The sequence below is a fragment of the Acidobacteriota bacterium genome (assembly GCA_039030395.1).
GTDB lineage: Bacteria > Acidobacteriota > Thermoanaerobaculia > Multivoradales > JBCCEF01 > JBCCEF01.
The window spans coordinates 79,558-101,296 of record JBCCEF010000017.1 but is presented as its reverse complement, the minus strand read 5'-3'; the positions used below and the strand labels follow the sequence as shown (position 1 = coordinate 101,296).

Below are 21,739 nucleotides of genomic sequence, written 5' to 3'. Positions count from 1 at the left end.
TAGCCTTGCATCAGCGATTCCCGCTCCTCCTCTCGAGCCTCCTCCTCGCCACCGCCGTCGCCCTGCCGGCCTACGGCGCCGGCGAGATGCCGGGGTTCTTCACCGAGGTGGTGTGCCTGCTCGCCGCCAGCGCCGTGATCGCCTACTTCTGCTTCCGCCTGGGTCTGGTGCCGATCCTCGGATTTCTGTTCACCGGCGTGTTGCTCAACGCCACCGGCCTGGTGCGCAATCCGGAACTGGTGGAGGCAATGGCCGAACTGGGGGTGATCCTGCTGCTGTTCACCATCGGCATCGAGTTCTCGATCGAAAGCCTGATGCGGATCCGCCGCCTGATCTTTTTCGGCGGTGGCCTCCAGGTGGCAGTGACCACCGCCCTGGTGACGGGCATCCTGATGCTGCTGGAGGTCGGCTGGCGAGCCAGCCTCTTCACCGGCCTGCTGGTCTCCCTATCCTCCACCGCCATCGTCCTGAAGCTGCTGGAGAGCCGCGGCGAGGCACGTACCGAGACCGGTCAAATCGGCCTCGGCATGTTGATCTTCCAGGATCTGGCGGTGGTCGCGATGGTGATCGCCGTGCCGCTCTTGGGCGGCACCAGCGAAGAGAGCGCCCTGGAGCAGATCACCTCCCTGGCCATCGCCGTGGCGATCATCGGCGTGGTGCTCCTGGTGGCCCGGAGGTTGGTGCCGAAGGTGCTCGAAGCCCTCGCCCGTACCTGCTCCCAAGAGGTCTTCCTGCTGGGGGTGATCGCCATCTGTCTGGGCACCGCCTTGGTCACCGGCCTGGCCGGCGTCAGCCTTTCCCTGGGCGCCTTCCTCGCCGGCCTGCTGGTGTCCGAGAGCCGCTTCGGCAATCAGGCCTTGGGCGAGATCCTGCCGCTCCAGATCCTATTCAGCGCCGTCTTCTTCGTTTCCGTCGGCCTGCTGCTCGATGTTGGATTTCTGATGCAGAACCTCCTGCTGGTGGTCGCCGTGGTGGCCGCCGTGCTGCTGTTGAAAGGCGGCATCGTCGCCGGCACGGCCCGCCTCCTCGGCTACTCCGGCGGCACGGCCCTGGCCGCCGCCTTCCTGCTCGCCCAGGTCGGCGAGTTCTCCTTCGTGCTCGAGCGCGCCGGACGCGAAGCAGGGCTCTACCCGGCGGGCATGGAAACCGCCGGCGGGCAAACCTTCATCGCCTCGACGGTGGTGCTGATGGCCCTCACCCCGTTCCTCGCCCAGGCCGGAGCGGCCCTCCAGAGGCGGCTGGAGCACCGTGCCGAGACCCAGGCCGGCGCGGCGATGGACGAGGCGGCCGACCTCGCCGGCGGCGGTCACGACCATCCGAGCGCCGACCACGTCCTCATTCTCGGCTACGGCCGCTCCGGCCGGTGGCTCGCCCACCGACTGCACGAGGCGGACGTTCCCAGTCTGGTGCTGACCCTGAGTCCCACCGGTGCCAGCGAGGCGGAAGAAGCCGGCATCGCGGTGATCCGAGCGGACTACAGCAAGCTCTCGGTGCTGCAAGAGGGGGGTATGCAAAGGGCTAAGCTGGTGGTGATCGCCGACGACACCCTGGAGATGGCCGAGCGGGCAGCCTCCATCGTCCGGGCGAACGCACCGGACGTCCCGGTGCTGGTGAAGATGGTGCTCGAAGAAGACGCCCGGGCGATCGAAGAAGTCGGCGCCGCCTTCACCATTTCCGAGGACGGACCGAGCCACCGGGCGCTGCTCGCCGAGATCCACTCCCGCCTTGGCACCACGCCACTGACCACCACCTCAACGGGTGGCGCAGGACCGCCCCCGGCACCGAAGGTCGAACTCTCCACCGAGCAGCGCCGCTCCACCATCTGCGGCCACGTCGAGCTGGCCCGAGCGGTCACCCCCGAAGCGCGCGACATCTGCCCCGAGTGCGTCGCCGCGGGAGACCGCTGGGTACATCTGCGCCTGTGCATGTCCTGCGGCTTCGTCGGCTGCTGCGACTCCTCCAAGAACCAGCACGCCCGGCGCCACGCCGAGAGCCGTGAGCACCCGATCATCCGCTCCCTCGAGTCCGGTGAGGACTGGGCCTGGTGCTTCATCGACGAAGAGCTTCTGTAGCACCGGATCGCCGCGGCCGATCCCCCGCCGTTCCGTCAGCGGCCCCTGCATCTGATCGGTGCGAACCGGCGAAGCGATGGGGTGAGAGCCGAGTCGGCTCATTCCATTCGAAGAGTTCCGCGGGAGTCCAAGAAAATGCGATCAATCCTGACTATTGCAATCGTCTCGACGCTGGCGATGGGGAGCGCGGCCAAGGCGGACTATGAAGAGCCGGAGTACCGAGTGATCGAGCAGCGCGAAGGATACGAGATCCGCGAATACGCCCCTCATCTGGTGGCCGCAACGACCGTCGAGGGAGACTTCGACTCGACCGGCGGCAGGGCCTTCCGCATCCTGGCTCGCTACATCTTCGGCGACAACACCGCGTCCGAGAAAATGGAGATGACCGTGCCGGTGACCTCCAAGGCGACGGCGCCGCCGGAGGAGACCGGCGTCGAAATGAACATGACCGTACCGGTCTCCAAGAAGCCGAGTGACGGCACCGGCGATGCGTACACCTATCGGTTCGTGATGGAGCGCGCGTACACCGAGAAATCCCTGCCCAAACCGAACGATCCCCGGGTCGAGATCGTCGAGATCCCCGAACGGGTGATGGCCGTGCGACGGTACTCCGGACGAACGACGGAACGAAACTTCGACGAGAACCTTGCCGCCCTGGAACGAGCCCTCGCACGCGATGGTCTCACCGCGATCGGAGTACCAGAAGCAGCCGCCTACAACGGTCCCTTCACTCTGCCGGCGCGGCGCCGTAACGAAGTCATGGTGGAGGTGAAGCTGAAAGGCAGTTCTTCGTCGGCTGGAACATCCGACACCGGCACCCCGTAGGGTGGGTCAGCGGCGGAACGGGACCTCCGCCGCCTTGACGACTCTATAAACCGGAGGTGCCCGATGGCTTTGAAACGATCTCGAAATCGAATACTCGCCGGCGTCTGCGGCGGCATCGCCGAGTCCTGGGGATGGGACCCCACCCTGGTCCGCATCCTCTTCGTGCTGATTTCCGTCTGCTCGGTGGCCTTCCCGGGCATCCTCGTTTACATCGTGCTTTGGATCGTCATGCCTCAGGAGTGAAGCGAAAACGCTCCGGGCCACCGCGTCGAAGCCGGCCAATGAAAGAGGGCGAAGGCATCGAGGTCACCGCCTGACCGACTCGCTGTAGAGGCCTCAGGAGACAGCCGATTCGCGCTCGGTCACCGCCGGTTCGTCAACGTCCTCGCCGCTCCACACGGCGTCGTCGTCGTCGAAGGGGGGCAGGTTGGGTTCCTTGCCGCGGGCGGCGTTGACCCGCCAGCCCCACAGCAGTGCCCACTTCATATAGGTGCCGTAGGCCTGCAGCATGCAGAACACCAAGCCGTGCATGCCGTCTAGAAATCCACCCTGCAGGATATAGGTGCGGAAGAAACGCCAGGCGGAGCGTCCCCACACCTGGAGGAAGCCGCTTTTGCGCCCGTCGCGCCAACCCTGGGCGGCGCCCCACACGCTGTACTTGACGATCCGCAGGATGTACTCGTCGAGCTTGTCCACCATGTAGTGCTGCATGGGGTTCTTGAGGATCGGCGCCGGCCCGTCGGTGGTCATGTCCGCGTGCACCCGCCGGTTGGGATAGCGGGCGGTTCCCTTGCGCACTAACCGGACGACGCGGTCGTGCTGCCAGCCGGAGAAGCGGATCACCCGATCGAGGAAGTACACCCGCCGGGTGATGGTGTAGGCGTTGAACTTCGGCCCCTTGGCCAAAATGCCTTCCAATTCCGCCTGTAGCGCCGGAATGCAGCGTTCATCGGCATCGAAGATCAGGATCCAATCGTGCGCCACCTGGTCCATCGCCCAGTTCTTCTGCGAGGCCGAGCCGTAGTAGGTGCGCTGGTGGAAGGTCACCCCTTCGAAGCTCTTGACGATCTCCGGCGTCCGATCGGTGGAAAACGAGTCGACGACGAAGATTTCGTCGCACCACAACAGGGACTCGATACAGCCGGCGATGTTGGCTTCTTCGTTGAAGGTGGTGATGATCGCCGAGACGGCCGGTCGATCGACCGCGGCGGTTTTCCCTTTGGTTTTCATGCTGATTTTCTCCTCGCGCCGATCCTATCGTGCCTTTCCGAACTGGGGGCCGGTCAGCACCCTCCCCTCCGGAATTTTGCCGGATCCGGGGTAGGATTCGGTCGTGTCCCGTTCAGCCTCGCCTTCCATTCTCCGCTGCTATCGCCGCATCGTCGCCCAGAACGACCGGATGATCGCGATCCTCGACGGTGCCGGACCGTCCCTCGACGCCCGCCGCGAGGAGCTTTCCGCGTGGGATGTCGCCCAGCATCTGGAGCACCTGGGCATCACCAGCACCCTCACCCTCGATCTGTTCAGAGCCTTTGCGGCGGACGGCGGTCAGCCCCCCGGCGCCACCTCCGGTTCGCCCAACTTTTGGGGCCATCTGGTGCTGTGGACCGGCCGCATTCCCCGCGGCCGCGGCAGAGCTCGACCGGAATGGAAGCCGAGAGACTCGAGCCCTGAGCGCGCCCGGGAGCTGATCGAAGAAGTGCGCCGAAGGCTGCCGGCTTTGGCGAGGAAGTTAGGTGAGATCGAAGCCAGCGACCACCGCGTTCGGCATCCGGTACTGGGTGACTTCACCGGGCGCCAGTGGGTGCGCTTTCTGTTCATCCATCAGCGGCACCACCTACGGTTCATTGAGGACATCGCCAAGGGCGAGAGGCGGACCGCGTGAATCCGCACGCTTTCACCCAGCCTTGGATTGACGCCTGGCGAGACGAACTGGTCGCCAGTGAGGAGTTCCGCGCCGCGGGCGCTCGCTGGCAGGGGGCCATCGCCTTCGTGATGACCCCGGAGCCGGAGCTGGGCATGCCCGACGAGCGCTGTGCCTGGCTCGACCTGCGCAACGGCGACTGCCGGGCGGCGCGATCGGCCACGCCCGAGGATCGCGCCACGGCGCCCTTCGTGCTGCGCGCCCCGGCCAGCACCTGGGAACGGCTGCTGCTCGGCGAACTCGAACCGATCTGGGCTCTGATGGGCGGCAAATTGCAGCTCGACCGTGGCACCATTACCCGCCTGGTGCCCCACGCCCGGATGGCGCGACAACTGGTGCGGGCGTCGCGCCGTGCCAATGAACGATTCGAGCCTCGGGTGGACGACGATCTGGGCGAAGAGGGCTGAAACGTGCGCGCGAAATTCACTCTCTTCTTCCTGATCGTTCTGAAGCAGATGGCTCGGATGCTCTTCAAGGTCGAGCTGACCCGCGTCGGCGAGGTGCCCGAGGACGACCCCTGGAGCAAGCTGCGAATTGTCGCCATCCTCAACCACACCAGCCTCTATGAACCGATCTTCGCCGGCGCGGTGCCGCGGCGATTCCTGCGCCGGCTGGCGGAACACGGCGTAATCCCCGTCGCCTCGGTCACCATGAACCGGCCGATCACCGGCAAGTTCTTCCGCGCCCTGGCGGCCCATGTGGTCTCCATCAGCCGAAAGCGGGACGAAACCTGGGGCGCGGTGCTGTCCAAGATCTCGGACCCCAAGGCGATGGTGGCGATGCTGCCGGAGGGACGGATGAAGCGAGCCAACGGCCTGGACGCCAAAGGCCGACCGATGACCGTGCGGGGAGGCGTCGCGGACATCCTCAAGGCAGTGCCCGAAGGACGCATGTTGATCGCCTACAGCCTGGGGCTGCACCACGTACAGGTGCCTGGGCAAACCTTCCCCAAGCTGTTTCAAACGGTTCGCATGCGCCTGGAGGTGGTCGATATCGCGACCTACCGTAGCCAGCTCGATGCACAGGGCAGCGACTTCACGGCAGCGCTGATCGAGGACCTCACCCGCCGGCGCGACCTCTACTGCCAGGAAGGCCCCGTCCCCGACGAACAGCCGCTCTAGCAGGCGGCTGAAGTACGGTTTCACCGATCGTTTCAGCACGCCTGCTAGATTTCTTTTCAGGGGGCTGGGCGCCCCCTCGCCCTTCGGGCTCACCCCGTCCTCGGCGGCCAAGCCGCCGCCGAGCCCCTCTGGGCTCGGTCGCGCTGACCCACCACCCGTCTCCCGGGGGCGTGGCTTTTTTCGTTCGGGCATGCGAACATTCCCGGCTCCAACCGGAGCGCCCGTTGCACCGCGAGCCAAGCGCCTCCCGGCATCTGCAACCTGAGGAGTATGACCCATGGTGAAGTCGAGCCAACTCGAAAAAGACCGTCTCTATGAGATCCGCCACAGCGCGGCCCACGTGATGGCGCAGGCGGTACTGGAGCTGTATCCGCAAGCCCGTCTTGGCATCGGCCCGCCGACGGAGACCGGTTTCTATTACGACTTCGACCTCGGTCCCGGGGACGACGGCAAACCCCGAACCTTCACGCCGGAGGATCTGGAGGCGATCGAGAAGGGCATGCGCCGGATCATCGGCGGCCGCTTCCCCTTCGATCAGCGGGTGGTGAGCGCCGAAGAGGCGAAGGAGCTCCTCGCCGACCAGCCCTACAAGGTGGAGTTGATCGAGGGCCTGGAACGCGGTGAGGTGGACGAGAACGGCGACGAGGTGGAAGCGCCGCCGGAGATCACCACCTACCGACAGGACTCCTTCGAGGATCTGTGCGCCGGACCGCACGTCGAACACACCGGCAAGATCCCGGTAGACGCCTTCAAGCTGATGAGCGTCGCCGGCGCCTACTGGCGGGGCGACGAGGCGAATCCGATGATGCAGCGCATCTATGGCACCGCCTGGAAGAACAAGAAGGAACTGCGCCGCCACCTCGACCTGCTGGAAGAGGCCAAGAAGCGCGATCACCGCAAGATCGGCAAGGATCTGGAGATCTTCACCTTCGACGATGAGATCGGTCCCGGGCTGCCGCTCTGGCTGCCGAACGGCGGCATCCTGATCGACGAACTCGAACGGCTCGCCAAGGACCTGGAGTTCAAGGCCGGCTACGAGCGGGTGCGCACGCCTCACCTCTCCAAGGAGACGCTCTTCCTGAAAAGCGGACATCTGCCCTACTACCAGGACAGCATGTATCCGCCGATGGAGATGGACGGCGCCGACTACTACATCAAGCCGATGAACTGCCCGTTCCATCACAAGATCTACGCCAGCCGGCCGCGCTCCTACCGGGAGTTGCCGCTGCGACTGGCGGAGTACGGCACCTGCTACCGCTATGAGAAAAGCGGTGAGCTCTTCGGCCTGATGCGGGTGCGCTCGCTGCAGATGAACGACGCCCACATCTACTGCGCCGAGGACCAGTTCGAGGCGGAGTTCATGGCGGTGATCGACATGTACTTGGAGTATTTCCGGCTGTTCGCCGTCGACAGCTACTTCATGCGCCTCTCGACCCACCACAAAAAGGGTCTGGGCAAGAAGTATGTCGACAACGAGCGCCTGTGGCTGAAGACCGAGGACATGGTGCGCCAGGCGATGGAAAAGGGCGGCATTCCGTTCGTCGAGGTGGCCGATGAAGCGGCCTTCTACGGGCCGAAGATCGACGTGCAGATCGAGAGCGTGATCGGCAAGGAATTCACCCTCGCCACCAATCAGGTGGACTTCGCCCAGCCGGACCGCTTCGAACTGAGGTTCGTCACCGCCGAGGGCGCCGAGGCCACGCCGCTGTGCATCCACCGGGCGCCGCTCTCCACCCATGAGCGCTTGGTGGGTTTTCTGATCGAACACTTCGGCGGCGCCTTCCCGCCGTGGCTGGCGCCGCAGCAGGTGCGCCTGGTACCGATCTCCGATACCCACAACGACTATGCCCAGCGGGTTGTGTCCCAACTGCGGGAGGCCGGCATCCGGGCCGATGCGGATCTCGCCTCGGAGCGCATGAACGCCAAAATCCGCAAAGCGCAGCTCCTGAAGATTCCCTACATGCTGGTGGTGGGCGATCGCGAGATGGAAGAGGGCACCGTCGCCGTGCGCAAGCGCGACGGCTCGCGGCAGAACGCCGTTCCGGTAGAGGAGTTCCGAACCGACCTCGCGGCCCGCATCGCGCGGCGCGAGAGCGATTTGTAACCCCTCCTACTCCCCCAAAAAGAAAAACGGCCCGCCCTCGCGAGAGGAGCGGGCCGTTTTCGTATCCGGGTGCGCCGCTCCGAGAAGCAACGCTCAGCGAGACGCCTCTAGGACACCTCGCCCTTGCGGTTGCGGCGGCTCATCACCCAGAAGGCGGCGGCGAGGAGCAGGAGCGCCAGGCCGATCATGCCCACCGTGTCGATGGTCGGGATCTCGAGCACGTTCACTCCGCCGGCGAACCAACCGATGTCGGCGAAGAGTTCGTCCGTCAGATCGGTGTCCGTCCCGATGTCCGGGTTGATGAACGGCTCCATCAACAGGTTCGGGCTGGCCGTCGTGTCCCAGTGGGAGATCGACGAACCCTGCTGCACCGGGTTGGGCGCGAACAGCTTCATGAAGCCGTTGGCGTCGGTACCGGAGAACTGGGTGAGATCGAGCTGCAGGGTGACGTTGACCGAACCGTCCGGCTCGCCCTTGATCAGATCGCTGTCAGCCAGGGAGATACCCACGCTCGGGATGTTGAGGGTACCCGGATCGGTGCCGCCCATCGGGGGCAGTCCCGGAGCGATGTTGTTGCCCACGATCACCGCCGTGGCACCGGCCATGTCACCGTTGACGGACTTCGTCACGAAAGCGCAGTTGCCACGGTTGATCAACACGATGTTGCCGGCAACGGCGCCGCCGTTGGTCAGCGGCTCACAACCATCGTTCGGATCGGGACCGGCGCCATCGATCGCCAGGACAACATTTCCGGTCAATCCGGCGGCGGTGAGCTGCGGGCCGTAGGTCGCGCCCTGGGCCGCGTAGGTACCGGCGATGCCGCCGGGGGAGTTGATCTCCATCACCGGCGGGTTGCCGAGAATGTTGGGCGCCTCGTTGGTCGAAGCCGGGCCGATCCACACGACGTTCTGGTCATTGATTGCCGAAGCCTGGCGCTCGGCGTCGTTCATCTCGGACCACAACAGACCGGTCGTGTTGTCGCGGGTGAACTGGGTGTAGACGTCCGGCGTGTCGAGGAACAAGGCGCCGGTGGTCTCGTTCGCAAAGTTCGAGAAGCCGAGGCCGTGGGCGATCTCGTGCTTCACCACCTGGAACAGATCGGTGGTGCCGGGAGCCGGCAGGTTGTCCAGCCCGTAGTACCAGTTGTTCGGGCCCAGACAAGCCGGGTTGTTGTCGATGTCGACGTTGAAGCGCGCCTGAATGTCGTCGCCCTGCAGGCCGACCGGCGGCGGCGGATCCAGATCCACTCCGGCCAGCTTGTTGGCCAGCGCCGCGTGATACCAGGTGCCCGGGAAAATCGCATTGTCGAAATCCTGCTGCACCACCAGAGCACCGGCAGAACCGAGCACCGCCGAAGTGGCGTCGCAGAACAGCGGATCGAAGCTCGCCCGCACGAAAATCTCGACATCGCTTTCGAGGACGTCGCCCCACAGGTCGGCCGCCGCCAGGAACACCTCCAGGCGCTGTTCACCGAGGGTGGTTCCGGTGTTCCCCGGCGCCGGGAGCAGCGGTGGACCCGGATCGTTGAAGCCCTCACCAGCGCCATCGACGTTGACGATGGTGATGGTGGCGGCACCGAAGGCCGGCGCGGCCAGCAAGGCGGCAAACAGAACGAGGGTGAAAAGAGTCTTCATTCGCATCGTTCTACTCCTCCACCGAGGGGCCGTGACCGTGGGCGAAGGCTTCCGCCGCGGAGGCGTGGTTCACGCAGTCCTGCTCTACGCCGCCGTCCGCATCGATGCGGGCGACGGAGTAGCTCATGTAGCGGCCCTGCAGATCCGCCTTGAGGCGACCATCGGCCATCCGCACGGCGGACAGACCGGCATCGGTGCGCTCCGGAATGGAGGCGGCCAGCGAGTCCGCAGCCAGTTCGTCGCGGGTGGGAGCCCGCAGCTCGCCGGTTTCCGAGTCGAGGTAGGCTCGCATACCCTGCATTTCCGTATTCTGAGTGGTTTCCGCGGCTTCGACCCGCGCGGTCGTCACCGACACCTCGGAGTTGGCCTTGTCGAAGCTGGCGAAAGCCCAGACTCCGCAGGCGAGAACTCCGAGGGTGGCGGAAGCGATCGCGGCACGCCTCAACCAGGCTGTCTGCGGTGAATGCATGTTTCGTCCTCCTCCATGTTCAGGTGAATCTGAATTTTGATCGAGTTTCCGTTCTCTTCGATCAGAGGTTCAATCTCGTCAAGGTCTTCAACGATCGAGACTTTTCCGCTCAAACGACATGTGTAGGCGTAGAAACATACCAGTCCTCCGGCCCACTGACAAGGTAAATGCGCTACGCGACATACCATTGATTAGAAAATTGTTCATTTCCCTCAAACCGTCAATGCTGATGGGAAGTTAGAGGCACCGGAGGCGTCCAGATCTAGAGAGTTCCAGAGGGTGCCTTTGAAAAAGTCACCAGCGAGGCGCCGAGAATGCCCCGGTAGCGCTCCGGGAAGCAGGTGAGCAGGATGATCTGGCCATGCCCTCCCACCCGCTCGATCACCCGCTCCATCGCCGCCAGGCGCTTCGGGTCGGCGGAACCGAGCGCATCGTCGATGATCAACGGCACGCCCTCGGACGCCGCGGTGGCCGGTCTGGCGGCCACCATGGCGCTCGCCAACCGACTGAGAAGGGCGAGTTGCTCACGGGTCCCGGCGCTCAGCCGTTCGACTTCCAGCACCTCCCCCAGCAGGATGCGCCGGGCAATGCGCAGCTCGTCATCGAGCTCCACCGCGAAGGTTTCGCCGAACAGATCTCGCCCCAGATCCTCGATATGCCGCCGCAGCGGTTCGCTGTAGGTTTCGCGGGCCGCATCGCGGGCCTTGCCAAAGGCCTGCCAAAGACGTTCCGCCGCCCGCGCCCGGCGCTCCACCGCCTGCGCCGCCCGGCGCGCCGCCTCGGCCCGCGACCGCGCCTCCTGGCGGCCTTCGAACAGATCTCGCTCGCGGTGCGCCGCCAGGCGGCCGCGCAACTCACGCAGCTCCCCCTCGGTCGAGTTCAGACGTCGGCGGAGCACCTCCGCCTGGGCCATGGCGGTCTCGGCCCGGCGGCGCACCGCCTCCGGCCGAGTGGAAGCGAGGCTCTCTTCGACCGAGGCGAATCGCACGCGGGCCTCGTCCTCGCGCCGCCTCGCCTCGGCCAGGGCTCGAGCGAAGGCAGAGGTCTCATCAGCGACCGATTCCTCCTGATCGCCCTCTCCTTCGCTTCGCCGCGTCGCCGCTTGGAAGAGATCGAGCTGGCCGGGACCTCCCCCGGCGGAGGCATCCCCGGCCAGAGCCTCGACCAAATTGCCGATCAAGGCCCGGGCGCGGGCGGAACGCTCGGCGCCGTTCTCGGCCTTGATCTCGAGATCACGCACCAACCGACGGGCCGCCGCGACCGCCCGAGCGGCCTCCGTCGCCGCCTGGCGACGGGTGGCGAGTTGGCCCCTCGCCGTCTGCAACCGCTTCTCGAGCGCCTCCGGATCCTGCAGTGCACCCTCGTCGTCATCCGCCGCCAAAAGCTGCGACAGCTCCTTTTCGAGCGCTTCGAACGGCTCCTCACCGGCCGCCTCCTGCCGCAGGCGAAGACGTTCCGCCTCCAGCTCCTGGCGTCGAATGAAGCTCTCGGAAGCCGCCGCAACATTTTCGACTCCGGCCGCCCGGCAGCCCTCTTCGATCTCCCTCTCAAGTTCCTCGAGGCGGCGACGCAGCCCTTCCGGGTCGCGACCCGGCCGAAGTACGAGGTGGAGCGCCGGTAGATCCAGCGACACCGGGCGGTCGATTCGGATCTCGGCTTGGTCATCGGCGCGCACCGAGCGGGTCGCGTCGCCGACCTGCAGATCGAGCGCCTCATGAGCGGTGATGTGGAGCGTTGCGCTCACCGCGCCGAGCTCCGCCTCTTTGCGGTCGACCTCGCGGCTGATCCCCTCCAGACGTTCCAGTGCTTCGCGGGTGAGAGAAGAACCGGCGAGCGCTTCGTCAACGACGCCCAAGCGCTGCGAGCGCGCGCTGTAGCGCCGCAACCGCCGCTCCAGTTCTTCCCTGCGGCGACGGTTCTCCAGCCGTTGCCGGCCTACCGCATAGGTCGCCTCGGCAGCCGAAGCCGACTCCGCCGCGGCCTCGTGCGCCGCCCGGATCGGCTTTTCCGCCTCGAGGGCGGCAGCCAGCTCGGCGCGCGATGTCTTCAGATCCCGCTCCATCTCCCGACGCTGGCCCTCCGCCTCGACCAGTTCGCGCAGCAGCTCGACCTTGCCGCGTTCGTCGGCTAGCGCCGCCTTGTGCTCCGCCACCTCCGCCAGCAGTCGGTCGACCTCGGCCTTGGCCTCCGTCGCCTCGCGCTCGCGAGCGGCGGCCCGCTCCAAATCCTCCCGCAGGGTGGAGCGGCTGTCCGCGAGATCGGTCTCGCGCTCGACATCCACCTCCAACCGGCGATACTCGGCCTCGACCTCGGCCAGGTTCGACTCCGCCTCTTCCAGGGCGAGGCGGGCGTCGCGCAGTTCGCCCGTCGGCCGACCGGCCTTGGCGGTGAAGTACAGCTCGCGGGTCTCCCGAATGCGCTCGAAGAGGCTTTCCGTCTCCACCCCTTCGCCCTCACCACCGACGCCGTGAGAAGCACCCTCGAGGGAAGCCAGCAGGGAGCGCGACGCTCCGATTTCCGGCTGCGCGAAGGTATTTCCTTGCTTCACCCGCAGAGCCCGCCAGAGGTCGAGATCGACGGTCTCTTCCAAGATCTCCCGGGCTCGTTCGTGCGCTTCGCGCCCGGAGTGGTCCTCGGGACTCGGATCGTGCACCCGCAATACCGTCTCGTGCTGCTTGTTGAAGCGCTTGAAGAATACGAAGCGATAGGGACCGGTTTCCACCTCGACTTCGACCTCCGAACCGACGTCGCGACCGACCGGCTGAACGGACCGCACCGCCCGGTCGGTACTCGACGCTCGCTTGTCGAAGATCAGGTCGATGGCGTCCGCCAGGCTGGTCTTGCCGCTCTCGTTGGGGCCCTCGATCACCGTCACGCCACGCGGCAGGAAGGACACCTCGCGCTCGGCGACGCCGCGAAAGTCCTTGACCCGCAGGCGCAGCAGTTTCACGCATCAACCCCACCGCCGGCCAGGCGATAGAGCAGCGAAAGAGCATCGCTTGCCGCCTGCCGCTCGCCCGGACGGTCGCCGGAGGAGGGATCTCCCGCCGCCTGCTGGAGAGCGCGAAAGGCCTCCCGGCCATAGCCGGCCAGGGAGAGGTCTTCTTCATCCAAGCGGCTGGGCACCAGCACCAGGTCCGAGGAGTCTGCCTCCAGGTGGGCGAACCGGCCGCGGACCCGCTCCAGGGTGTCGTCCAGGAGGGCCCGGGCGCGCAAGGAAAGCTCTCCGACTAGGGTGAGGCGGAGAATCGCCCGGGTCTTATCGGCGATGTCTTCGAGAGAGTTCTCCAGCTCCGCGACGTCGTCCTCGCCGGCCAGGCGGGCCTCGTCGGTGCGGAAGGTCCAGCGACCGACGGCGACCTCCTCCACCCGCGAACCCTCGGCGTCCACCGCCACCACCAGCCCCCGGCCGGGGCGTTGTTCCTTGAAATCCGTCGCTTCCGGCGCGCCGGAGTAGTACACCCGGTCGCCGAGGCGGGTCGCCGAGTGACGATCCCCCAGCGCCAAGTAGTGGAACAGACCCCGTTCGACGGCGTCGTCCACCCCCTGGCGGCGGATGATCGCCGGGTCGCGATCCTGCGGGGTAAAGGTGTCTACCCGCCCGTGGGCCACCGCCACCCGCAGCCCGCGCGCCGGCGACAGGCTCGCCGCCAGCTCCGCCACCAGGTCGCGACCGGGCCGTTTCGAGCGCCACGGCGCTCCCACCACCTCGACTCCCTCGGTGACGCGGCGGGGTTCGAAATCCGTCAACAGGTGGATGTTCGAGGGGCGGCGGCCGGCCGCCAGTTCCGGCGATCGGTAGACCGAGGCGCCGTCCAGTGGATCGTGATTGCCCGGCAGCAGGTACCAGGGGAGGTCGGCGGCGGCCATTGCATCGATCGCCTTGAGTACCACTTCGCCGGCCACCCGGTTCGACTCGAACACGTCGCCGGCCACCACCGCGAAGTCGCAGCCGGCTTTCCGGCCGACCTCACCCAGACGCCGAACCGCATCGAAACGCTCCGCTGCGAAGCGAGCGCCGGCCTCGGCATCGAGATAGTGGCGCCGCATGCCGAGCTGCCAGTCGCTGGTGTGGAGAAAACGCATCGGCCTTTCCTACCCCGGATCCGTCAACTCGGAATTCAATTCACCGCCGATCAGGATCGAGGCGCCGGTAACGAAAAACCAGAACAGCAGAGCGATCACCACCGCCAGCGAACCGTAGGCGCGAGTGGTGAGGGGCGCCAGCTCGAGGAACGCACGCAAACCGTAGGAAGCGCCCACCCAAAGGGTGACTCCCAGCACCGCGCCGGGCGAGAACCAGCCCCGCTGTTGGCGGGAGATGTTGGGCGTGAGGTTCAACAGTAGATCGAAAGCGAGAATCAATGCGACCAGCAGGATCAACCAGCGGCCGACGTGCCAAATCACCAGCAGCAGGGTTGCCGAACTCCACATCTCAACCAACCGGTCCGCCAGGCGCCCGCCGAAGAACACCATCGCCAGGGCCACTAGGCTGACCACCGCGAAGGCGATCACCAGCGCCATGCCCTGCAAACGCCGCATCAGCCACCGACGCCCCTCGCGCACACCATACGCGGCATTGAGCACCCGGCCGATGGCCGCTACCCCGAAGGACGACGCCCACAGGGCGAGCACCAGGCCGAGGAGAATCTTGTCGGCGGAAGCCTGGCGCGAAATCTCGGAGACGGACTCGCGCAGCAGGGAGGTGACGGCGCCGCTCGGCGACACCCGGCCGACCGCCTCGAACAGCCGGGAGCGGAGCTGCCAGGAGTCGAGCGCCAGATACCCGAAGACGGTGGTGAACACCAGCAACAGCGGCACGATGGTCAGGAGAAAGAAGAAAGCGAGGCCGGCGGACGACAGCATCAAATCGTCCCGTTCGAGACGCCGCCGCAGCGGCGCCAGCAGGCGGTGCCTCCGCCGCAGCAGGCGACGCCACATCTCCCCAGCTCCGACGCGCTTCATGGGCGTATTCTATGGGCCGTGTCCAGTGACCCGTGCTAGCCTCACCGGAAACTCGAGAGAAGGCCGGGAAAATTCATTTAACTGCATGAATCCAAAAGACATGAACCGATCGGAAGCAAGAGCGGAGATCGACGCCCTGCGGGCGAAGATTCGTCATCACGACTATCTCTACTACGTGCGCGACGCCCCGGAGATCGCCGACAGCGCCTACGACAAACTGTTCCACCGGCTGCGCGACCTGGAAGAGGACCATCCGCAGTGGGTGACGGACGACTCCCCCACCCAGCGGGTGGGCGGACAAGCCCTCGACAAGTTTCCCACCGTGGAACACGCGGCACCGATGCTGTCGCTGGACTCGAATCAGACGGAAGAAGCCCTGCGCCGATTCGACGAGCGCCTCCGCAAAGCCCTCGCCGCCTCGGAATCGGCCGTCGAGGTGGCCTACAGCCTGGAGCCCAAACTGGACGGCGCCTCCCTGGAGTTGATCTACGAAGGCGGCGCGCTGGTGCGCGCCGCCACCCGCGGCGACGGCCAGAAGGGCGAACAGATCACCGAGAACGCCCGCACCATCCAGTCCGTCCCCCTGCGCCTGCGCAACGACGCCCGCCCCGCCCCGCCGATGCTCGCCTTGCGCGGCGAGGTCATCCTCTCCATCGAAGCCTTCGACCAGCTCAACGAAAGACTGATGGCCGAAGGCAAGGATCCCTTCGCCAACCCGCGCAACGTCGCCGCCGGCGCCCTGCGCCAGCTCGACCCCCGGCAAACCGCCGCCAAGCGCCTCGATCTCTACGTCTACGACATCCTGGCCGCCGAGTGGGCGTCGCCGGAGGATGCCCCGAGCACCCAGCTAGAAGTCTTCGAGGCGCTGCGAGATTGGGGACTGCGGGTGTCGAATCTGTCGCGGCGGGGCGAATCCGTCGAGGACATCCTCGCCTATCATTCGGATCTCGAAGGACGGCGCGACGATCTCGGCTTCGAGATCGACGGCGTGGTGATCAAACTCAACGATCTGGCCGCCCGCGAGGGCTTGGGCGCCACCTCCCGCTTTCCGCGCTGGGCTTACGCCCACAAGTTTCCGCCGCGTAAGGAGGTCACCCGGCTGGTGAGCATCCTGCCGAGCGTCGGCCGCACCGGCGTGGTGACCCCGGTCGCCATCCTTCGCCCGGTGGAACTCTCCGGCGTCACCGTAAGCCGCGCCACCCTCCACAACCGCGAAGAAGTCGCCCGCAAGGACGTAAGGGAGGGCGACCGGGTGCGCATCCAGCGCGCCGGCGACGTGATTCCGCAGGTGATCGAGCGCATCGAAGAGCCGGACCGCGAGCGCGGTCCGGCCTGGTCGATGCCGCGGGCGTGCCCGTCCTGCGGCACCGAGCTGATGGAAAAGGGGCCCTTCTCGATTTGCCCGAACAGCTTCGAATGCGTGGCGCAGCTCGCCGCCCGGCTGATCCACTTCGGCTCCCGGGACGCCCTCGACATCGAAGGCCTCGGCGAAAAGAGCGTCCACCTGTTCGTCGAACAGAAACTCGTCCGCCAGGTACCGGACCTCTTCGATCTCAAGGCCGACCAGCTCATGCCCCTCGAAGGCTTCGCCAAGAAGTCCGCTCAAGAACTGGTGGCGGCGATCGACCGGGCCTCCAAGGCCGAACTCTCCCGCTTCCTCTACGGCCTCGGCATTCCCGAAGTGGGCACCACCACGGCGCGGGACCTCGCCAGGCACTTCGGCACCTTCGAGGCCGTTCGCCAGGCGAGCGAGGAGGCCCTGCAGGAGGTCTCCGGCGTCGGCCCGCGAGTGGCCGAGGAGATCACCCTGTTCTTCGGCGAACAGCGCAACCGGGCGGTGCTCGATGCGCTTCTCGGCGGCCGCGTCGAACTGATCGAACCGGGTCCCCCGCCGGAGAGTCCCGCGGACGACGACGAACTACCCCTCGCCGGGAAAAAGATGGTCTTCACCGGCGGCCTCGACCGCATGCCCCGCCGCCAGGCTCAAGGACTCGCCGAGAGCCTCGGCGCCAAAGTCACCGGTTCCGTGAGCAAGGCCACCGACTACGTGGTGGCCGGCGCCGACCCCGGCTCCAAGCTCGACAAAGCCGAGGCGCTGGGGGTGACGGTGCTCGATGAAGAGGCGTTTTGGGAGCTGCTGGCAGGGTTCGGGATGAAGGCGGAGAGATAGACCCACCTTGACATGCATGTGCATGCAGATAAGATGATCGAATGCGAACGACCGTCGAGCTCACGGACAAGCAGCGAGCCAAACTGTTGGAACTCGCTGCCCGGCGGGGCGAGAAGGGATTCTCAGGAATTCTCCAGGAAGCCTTGGAGCAATACTTCCGGATTGACGAGGAACGCAACCGCAAGGTGTCGAAAGCGATCCGAGCCCTCGGTTCCTTGGCGCCCGCCGATGCCGATGCCCTGGAACAAGAGGTTCAGGCGGTGCGGCAGGCCTGGCGAACCTCGGACTCGCCGTGATCCTGGCTGACTCCGATGTGTTGATCGATGCCCTGCGGGGTCACGATCCCGGCGCAACCCTTGTCGAGACCCTACTCCGAGGACCGGGCCTCGCAACCACCGCAATCTCGGCCTTCGAACTCCGAAGCGGCTGCCGACGGGAATCCCAGCGAGAAGCCGTCGATGCTCTGCTCGAGGCCCTCACGATCATCGACTTCGACGCCAAGGCGGCGCAGGCAGCCGCCGAAGCGCGTCTCGCCCTCGAAGCCACCGGCCAGCCGATCGGAATGGCCGACTACCTGATCGCCGGAATCTGCCTTTCGCGCGGTGCTCGATTGTTGACGAGGAACCAGCGCCACTTCGAACGAGTGTCCGGCCTGGTCCTGGAACCTCTGTAGCGGCGGGCTCCTAGTACCGGTGAATCACGAGGGGAATGCCGGTCAAGGCAAGATGTCTGTCCGTTGACCAACAGACTTCCAGCTTCTGGCGCTCCATCAGGTGAAGGCCGACGGCGTCGGTCAGGGTCAAGTTCTGATCCGAAAATCGCCTGAGAAGCGCAAAACCGACTCGCTGATCGGCGGCGGATACTCGTTCGATTTCGAGAGGAGACAAACGCTCTAAAAGAGCAATGAACTCAAGGGCTTTTCGCTGATCGAATCGACGCAGAAACCAGGCATGCGCCTCCGCAACGACAAGCGGAGTGGTGACCAGCGAAGGCGGATCCGAAAAGAGGCGCCGAAACAGGAAGTGGTAGGAGTCAGACCGACTCGCAAAGGCGATCAGGGCCGAGGTGTCGACGTAGGCTCTACTCCTTGTGCCCATAGACCACTTCGTCGATTCGCTGACTCGCCTCCGGATCGCCAGCGTCCACCATGCCCGCCATCTTCATCCACGGTTTCGACTCGTCTACGGGAAGAGTCGCCCGAAGAGCCCTCCTCAAATACTCCGCAAAGGAGATTCCCAAGCGACGCGCCTCTGCCTTCGCTGCTTCATACTCTTCTGCCGGAAGGCTGATCTGAGTTCGCACCATAGTGATAACACTTTACCATCCCTTGTTATCATTCACTCTGCGGCCCTGAACCGACATCACCTTTGGTAGCTCTACCCATGGACAACGCCAACATCATCCGAGTGCTGCGGGAAACCGCCGCCCTGCTGGAGATCCAGGGTGCCAACCCGTTCCGCATCCGCGCCTACCGGAATGCCGTGCACACCCTCCAAGATCAGACCGTGCCGCTGGCGCGGCGACTGGAGGAGGGCGAGGACCTGACCGCCTTGGACGGGATCGGCAAGGAGATGGCGCGACACATTGCGGAAGTGGTGGAGACCGGCGAGTTGACCCTCCACGAGGATCTTCTGGCGGAGATCCCCCGCGGGGTGCTGGAGGTGCGCGAGCTGTCCGGCGTGGGCCCCAAGAAGGCGGCGCGGCTGTGGCGGGAACTGGGGGTGACGGACCTGCCCTCCCTCGAGGCCGCCGCGCAGGACGGCAAGGTCGGCAAGCTCTCCGGATTCGGATTGAAGAGCGAGGCCAAGATTCTCGACGCCCTGGAAAAGAATCGCCGGCATCGCGGGCGCTTTCGCCTGGCCGATGCCGACGCCATGGTCGAGCCGCTCCTCGCTTTCCTCCGCACCTTCGACGGTCTCGAGCGGGTGGAAGCCGCCGGCAGCCTGCGCCGGCGCAAGGACACCGTCGGGGACATCGACCTCCTCGCCATCACCCAAGGAGGCGGCGGACCGCTGATCGAGCACTTCGTCGCCTACGGCGAGGTGGAGTCCGTTGCCATGGCCGGCGACACCCGCGCTAGCGTAACCCTCAAGTCCGGTCTATCGGTGGATCTCCGGGTCCTCCAACGGGAGAACTACGGCGCCGCCCTGGTGTACTTCACCGGCTCGAAGGAGCACAACGTCAAGCTCCGCCAGCGAGCCGTGGAGCGCGGCCTCAAGGTTTCCGAGTACGGGGTATTTCGGCAAGAGGAGGAGGAACGCCCAACCGACGGTGAGCGCATCGGCGGCGCCGAGGAGCGCGAGATCTACCAGGCTCTCGATCTGGTGTGGATTCCACCGGAGTTGCGGGAAGACCGCGGCGAACTGAAGCGTGCCGCCGAGGGTGAGCTTCCGCGGCTACTCGAACCGGGCGATCTCAAGGGTGACCTCCACATGCATTCCACCTGGTCCGACGGCTCCGTGTCGCTGGCGGAGATGGTCGCCGCCTGCGCCGAACGCGGCTACGACTACATGGCGATCGCGGACCACAGCGCGTCGATCCCCATCGTCACCGGGATGGACGGCGAGAAGCTCCGCCGGCAGTGGAAAGAGATCGATGAGATCGAGTCCTCGGATCCGGGCATTCGAGTTCTCAAGAGCATGGAAGTGGACATCCTGGAGGATGGATCCCTCGATCTCGACGAAGAGAGCTTGGCGCTCCTCGATCTGGTGATCGCCTCGGTCCACGGCCAGTTCGACCTGCCCCGCGCCGTTCAAACCCGCCGGCTGATCAAGGCACTGTCGCACCCCCAGGTCAACATTCTGGGACACGCCACGGCGCGCTCGATTCCCAAACGCCCACCCATGGAGCTCGACCTCGACGAAGTGCTGCGGTGCGCCGCCGAACACCGGGTGGCGGTGGAGATCAACAGCAGGCCGCGACGCCTCGACCTGCCGGACGTCCACGTCCTACGCGCCAAAGAGCTGGGGGTGAAAATGGTGATCTCGACGGACGCCCACCGGCCGACACATCTCGATCTCATCTCCTACGGCGTGGAACAGGCCCGGCGCGCCTGGCTGGGGCCGGATGATGTGCTCACCACCCGGTCGGCGGATGCCTTGCTGAAAGCGCTGGAGAAGTCCTAAGCCTCGCCCTTCCCTCGCCGGGAATCCATCTCCGCCGCCCGCAGCCGCGTCACGTGCGCCACATGATGATCGCCGTGCCAGGCATACAGGGCGAGGAGCCATTCGAGGGTGTGCTCGCCGCTCTCCGGATGGATGAAGGGGCGGTGCCAGGCGGCCGCCTCGATGGAGATCAACAACCGCTCCCAGCGCCCATGGAGAGCTTCCAGCACACGCAGCGAACCCTCCAGCGGGTCGGAGGCGTCCGCCAGGTTCGACCAGGCGTCTTGGTCGTAGGGGCGAATGGTCGGCCGGTCTTCGGTGAGCACCGTCTTGAATCGGATGTAGGCATTCAGATGGCTGTCGACCACGTGGTGGACCACCTGCCGTACCGTCCAGCCGTCCTCCCGATAGGGGGTATCGAGCTGCCCGTCGGTCAGTCCCTCGACCGCCGCCCGCAGGTGCGCCGGCAGAATGCCGATGCGTTGGATGGCCTGCTGCCGATCTTCTTCCGACATCGACTCCGGCGCCCGAAACGGGCCGATGGGATAGCGTGGATCCGTCGCAGTGGTCTCAGTCGTCATCGGAAGCCTCCAAGTCGGGGCAGAGCATGCGTTGGGCCGTCACCGCGGCGCCGAAGCCGTTGTCGATGTTGACCACGGTCACCCCGGCGGCGCAGGAATTGAGCATCGAAAGTAGAGCTGCCACCCCACCGAAGGCGGCACCGTAGCCGACGCTTGTCGGCACCGCCACCACCGGCGTGGCGACCAGTCCGGCGGTCACCGAGGGCAGCGCGCCGTCCATCCCCGCCACCACGATGATCGCACCGGCCTGCCGGACCTCGGGCAACACCGCCAGCAGCCGGTGCAACCCGGCGACGCCGACATCGAAATGGCGTTCGACTTCCAGGCCGAACCACTCGGCGCAAACCGCCGCCTCCTCGGCCACCGGCAGATCCGAGGTTCCCGCCGCCAACACCGCCAAGATCCGGCCACCTCCGGCGTGCGGCTCGCCGGCGGTGAAGATCCGCGCCCGCTCGTGGTACTTCCAATCCGGGCCGCCCTTTGGAATCGCTGCGCGCAGCACCGGCGCGCGCTCCGCCGCCAGGCGGGTCACCAGCAGGCGGCCGTGGGCGGCGAGCATGCGGCCGGCGATGGCCGCCAGGTCGTCGTCCGTCTTGCCTTCGGAGAAGATCGCTTCGGGCAGGCCGCCGCGCAGTTCGCGATGGAGATCGAGGCGGGCGAAACCGAGGTCGGCGAACGGGAGCTGCGCCAGCCTCTCGGCGGCGGCCTGCGGATCGATCTCACCGTCCGCAACCGACCGCAGCAGCGCTTCGATCTTCGCCCGTTCCACC

At 66.0% G+C, this 21,739-nt stretch carries 21 protein-coding genes; 11 read left to right on the top strand and 10 right to left on the bottom strand.

Annotated features, from left to right (window positions below; all coding sequences use genetic code 11):
• Positions 1-5: 5 nt before the first annotated feature.
• From AAF481_15415 to AAF481_15405, 3 genes are all read left to right on the top strand, one after another.
• Positions 6-2,072, top strand: coding sequence for a cation:proton antiporter (locus AAF481_15415; protein MEM7482564.1), 2,067 nt, complete (start codon positions 6-8; stop codon positions 2,070-2,072).
• A 135-nt stretch (positions 2,073-2,207) separates the two neighbouring features.
• Positions 2,208-2,897, top strand: a complete 690-nt coding sequence (locus AAF481_15410) for a heme-binding protein (GenBank protein ID MEM7482563.1) — start codon at positions 2,208-2,210, stop codon at positions 2,895-2,897.
• A 63-nt stretch (positions 2,898-2,960) separates the two neighbouring features.
• Positions 2,961-3,140: a PspC domain-containing protein gene (locus AAF481_15405; protein MEM7482562.1), complete on the top strand. Its 180-nt coding sequence runs from the start codon at positions 2,961-2,963 to the stop codon at positions 3,138-3,140.
• A gap of 93 nt (positions 3,141-3,233) precedes the next feature.
• Here AAF481_15405 and AAF481_15400 read toward each other — a convergent pair whose 3' ends face one another.
• The gene (locus tag AAF481_15400; GenBank protein MEM7482561.1) at positions 3,234-4,127 is read right to left on the bottom strand and encodes a glycosyltransferase family 2 protein; all 894 of its coding nucleotides are present in this window, start codon (positions 4,125-4,127) and stop codon (positions 3,234-3,236) included.
• Between the two features lie 103 nt (positions 4,128-4,230).
• Between AAF481_15400 and AAF481_15395 the strand changes: the two genes are divergently transcribed.
• The 4 genes from AAF481_15395 (at position 4,231) to thrS (ending at position 8,046) form a co-directional block, all read left to right on the top strand.
• A complete protein-coding gene (locus AAF481_15395) occupies positions 4,231-4,782 on the top strand; it encodes a DinB family protein (GenBank protein ID MEM7482560.1) in 552 nt (183 codons plus the stop codon).
• The gene (locus AAF481_15390) at positions 4,779-5,228 is read left to right on the top strand and encodes an SCP2 sterol-binding domain-containing protein (protein ID MEM7482559.1); all 450 of its coding nucleotides are present in this window, start codon (positions 4,779-4,781) and stop codon (positions 5,226-5,228) included. Before AAF481_15395 ends, AAF481_15390 begins: the two co-directional genes overlap by 4 nt.
• A gap of 3 nt (positions 5,229-5,231) precedes the next feature.
• Entirely contained in the window at positions 5,232-5,942 is a 711-nt protein-coding gene (locus AAF481_15385; GenBank protein MEM7482558.1) for a hypothetical protein, read from the top strand.
• Positions 5,943-6,219: 277 nt separating this feature from the next.
• On the top strand, positions 6,220-8,046 hold the full coding sequence (thrS, locus tag AAF481_15380) for a threonine--tRNA ligase (GenBank protein MEM7482557.1): 1,827 nt from the start codon (positions 6,220-6,222) through the stop codon (positions 8,044-8,046).
• Between the two features lie 107 nt (positions 8,047-8,153).
• On the opposite strand, the gene AAF481_15375 is transcribed toward thrS, so the two are convergent.
• From AAF481_15375 to AAF481_15355, 5 genes are all read right to left on the bottom strand, one after another.
• On the bottom strand, positions 8,154-9,680 hold the full coding sequence (locus AAF481_15375) for a PA domain-containing protein (GenBank protein MEM7482556.1): 1,527 nt from the start codon (positions 9,678-9,680) through the stop codon (positions 8,154-8,156).
• Between the two features lie 10 nt (positions 9,681-9,690).
• A complete protein-coding gene (locus tag AAF481_15370; GenBank protein ID MEM7482555.1) occupies positions 9,691-10,149 on the bottom strand; it encodes a hypothetical protein in 459 nt (152 codons plus the stop codon).
• A gap of 262 nt (positions 10,150-10,411) precedes the next feature.
• Positions 10,412-13,099: an AAA family ATPase gene (locus tag AAF481_15365; GenBank protein ID MEM7482554.1), complete on the bottom strand. Its 2,688-nt coding sequence runs from the start codon at positions 13,097-13,099 to the stop codon at positions 10,412-10,414.
• A complete protein-coding gene (locus tag AAF481_15360; protein ID MEM7482553.1) occupies positions 13,096-14,235 on the bottom strand; it encodes a metallophosphoesterase in 1,140 nt (379 codons plus the stop codon). Before AAF481_15360 ends, AAF481_15365 begins: the two co-directional genes overlap by 4 nt.
• 9 nt (positions 14,236-14,244) lie before the next feature.
• Complete coding sequence (locus AAF481_15355; protein ID MEM7482552.1) at positions 14,245-15,114, bottom strand: YihY/virulence factor BrkB family protein; 870 nt, start codon at positions 15,112-15,114, stop codon at positions 14,245-14,247.
• A 100-nt stretch (positions 15,115-15,214) separates the two neighbouring features.
• Between AAF481_15355 and ligA the strand changes: the two genes are divergently transcribed.
• From ligA to AAF481_15340, 3 genes are read left to right on the top strand one after another with little or no spacing between them, the layout of a single operon-like run.
• On the top strand, positions 15,215-17,284 hold the full coding sequence (ligA, locus tag AAF481_15350; GenBank protein MEM7482551.1) for an NAD-dependent DNA ligase LigA: 2,070 nt from the start codon (positions 15,215-15,217) through the stop codon (positions 17,282-17,284).
• A gap of 41 nt (positions 17,285-17,325) precedes the next feature.
• Positions 17,326-17,580 (top strand): hypothetical protein, encoded by a 255-nt coding sequence (locus tag AAF481_15345; protein ID MEM7482550.1) that lies wholly within the window; start codon positions 17,326-17,328, stop codon positions 17,578-17,580.
• On the top strand, positions 17,577-17,957 hold the full coding sequence (locus tag AAF481_15340) for a type II toxin-antitoxin system VapC family toxin (protein ID MEM7482549.1): 381 nt from the start codon (positions 17,577-17,579) through the stop codon (positions 17,955-17,957). Before AAF481_15345 ends, AAF481_15340 begins: the two co-directional genes overlap by 4 nt.
• A 10-nt stretch (positions 17,958-17,967) precedes the next feature.
• On the opposite strand, the gene AAF481_15335 is transcribed toward AAF481_15340, so the two are convergent.
• Positions 17,968-18,381, bottom strand: a complete 414-nt coding sequence (locus AAF481_15335; protein MEM7482548.1) for a PIN domain-containing protein — start codon at positions 18,379-18,381, stop codon at positions 17,968-17,970.
• A complete protein-coding gene (locus AAF481_15330) occupies positions 18,365-18,589 on the bottom strand; it encodes a ribbon-helix-helix protein, CopG family (GenBank protein MEM7482547.1) in 225 nt (74 codons plus the stop codon). Before AAF481_15330 ends, AAF481_15335 begins: the two co-directional genes overlap by 17 nt.
• 77 nt (positions 18,590-18,666) lie before the next feature.
• Between AAF481_15330 and polX the strand changes: the two genes are divergently transcribed.
• On the top strand, positions 18,667-20,409 hold the full coding sequence (gene polX / locus AAF481_15325) for a DNA polymerase/3'-5' exonuclease PolX (GenBank protein MEM7482546.1): 1,743 nt from the start codon (positions 18,667-18,669) through the stop codon (positions 20,407-20,409).
• Here the strand turns inward: polX and AAF481_15320 are convergent.
• Both AAF481_15320 and larB read right to left on the bottom strand, forming a co-directional pair.
• On the bottom strand, positions 20,406-20,969 hold the full coding sequence (locus AAF481_15320) for a YfiT family bacillithiol transferase (GenBank protein ID MEM7482545.1): 564 nt from the start codon (positions 20,967-20,969) through the stop codon (positions 20,406-20,408). The two genes, polX and AAF481_15320, sit on opposite strands and share 4 nt — an antisense overlap.
• Positions 20,959-21,738 carry a nickel pincer cofactor biosynthesis protein LarB gene (gene larB / locus AAF481_15315; GenBank protein MEM7482544.1) on the bottom strand — a complete coding sequence of 260 codons (780 nt, stop codon included), beginning with the start codon at positions 21,736-21,738 and terminating at the stop codon, positions 20,959-20,961. The genes AAF481_15320 and larB overlap by 11 nt, the downstream gene beginning before the upstream one ends.
• Position 21,739 lies beyond the last annotated feature (1 nt).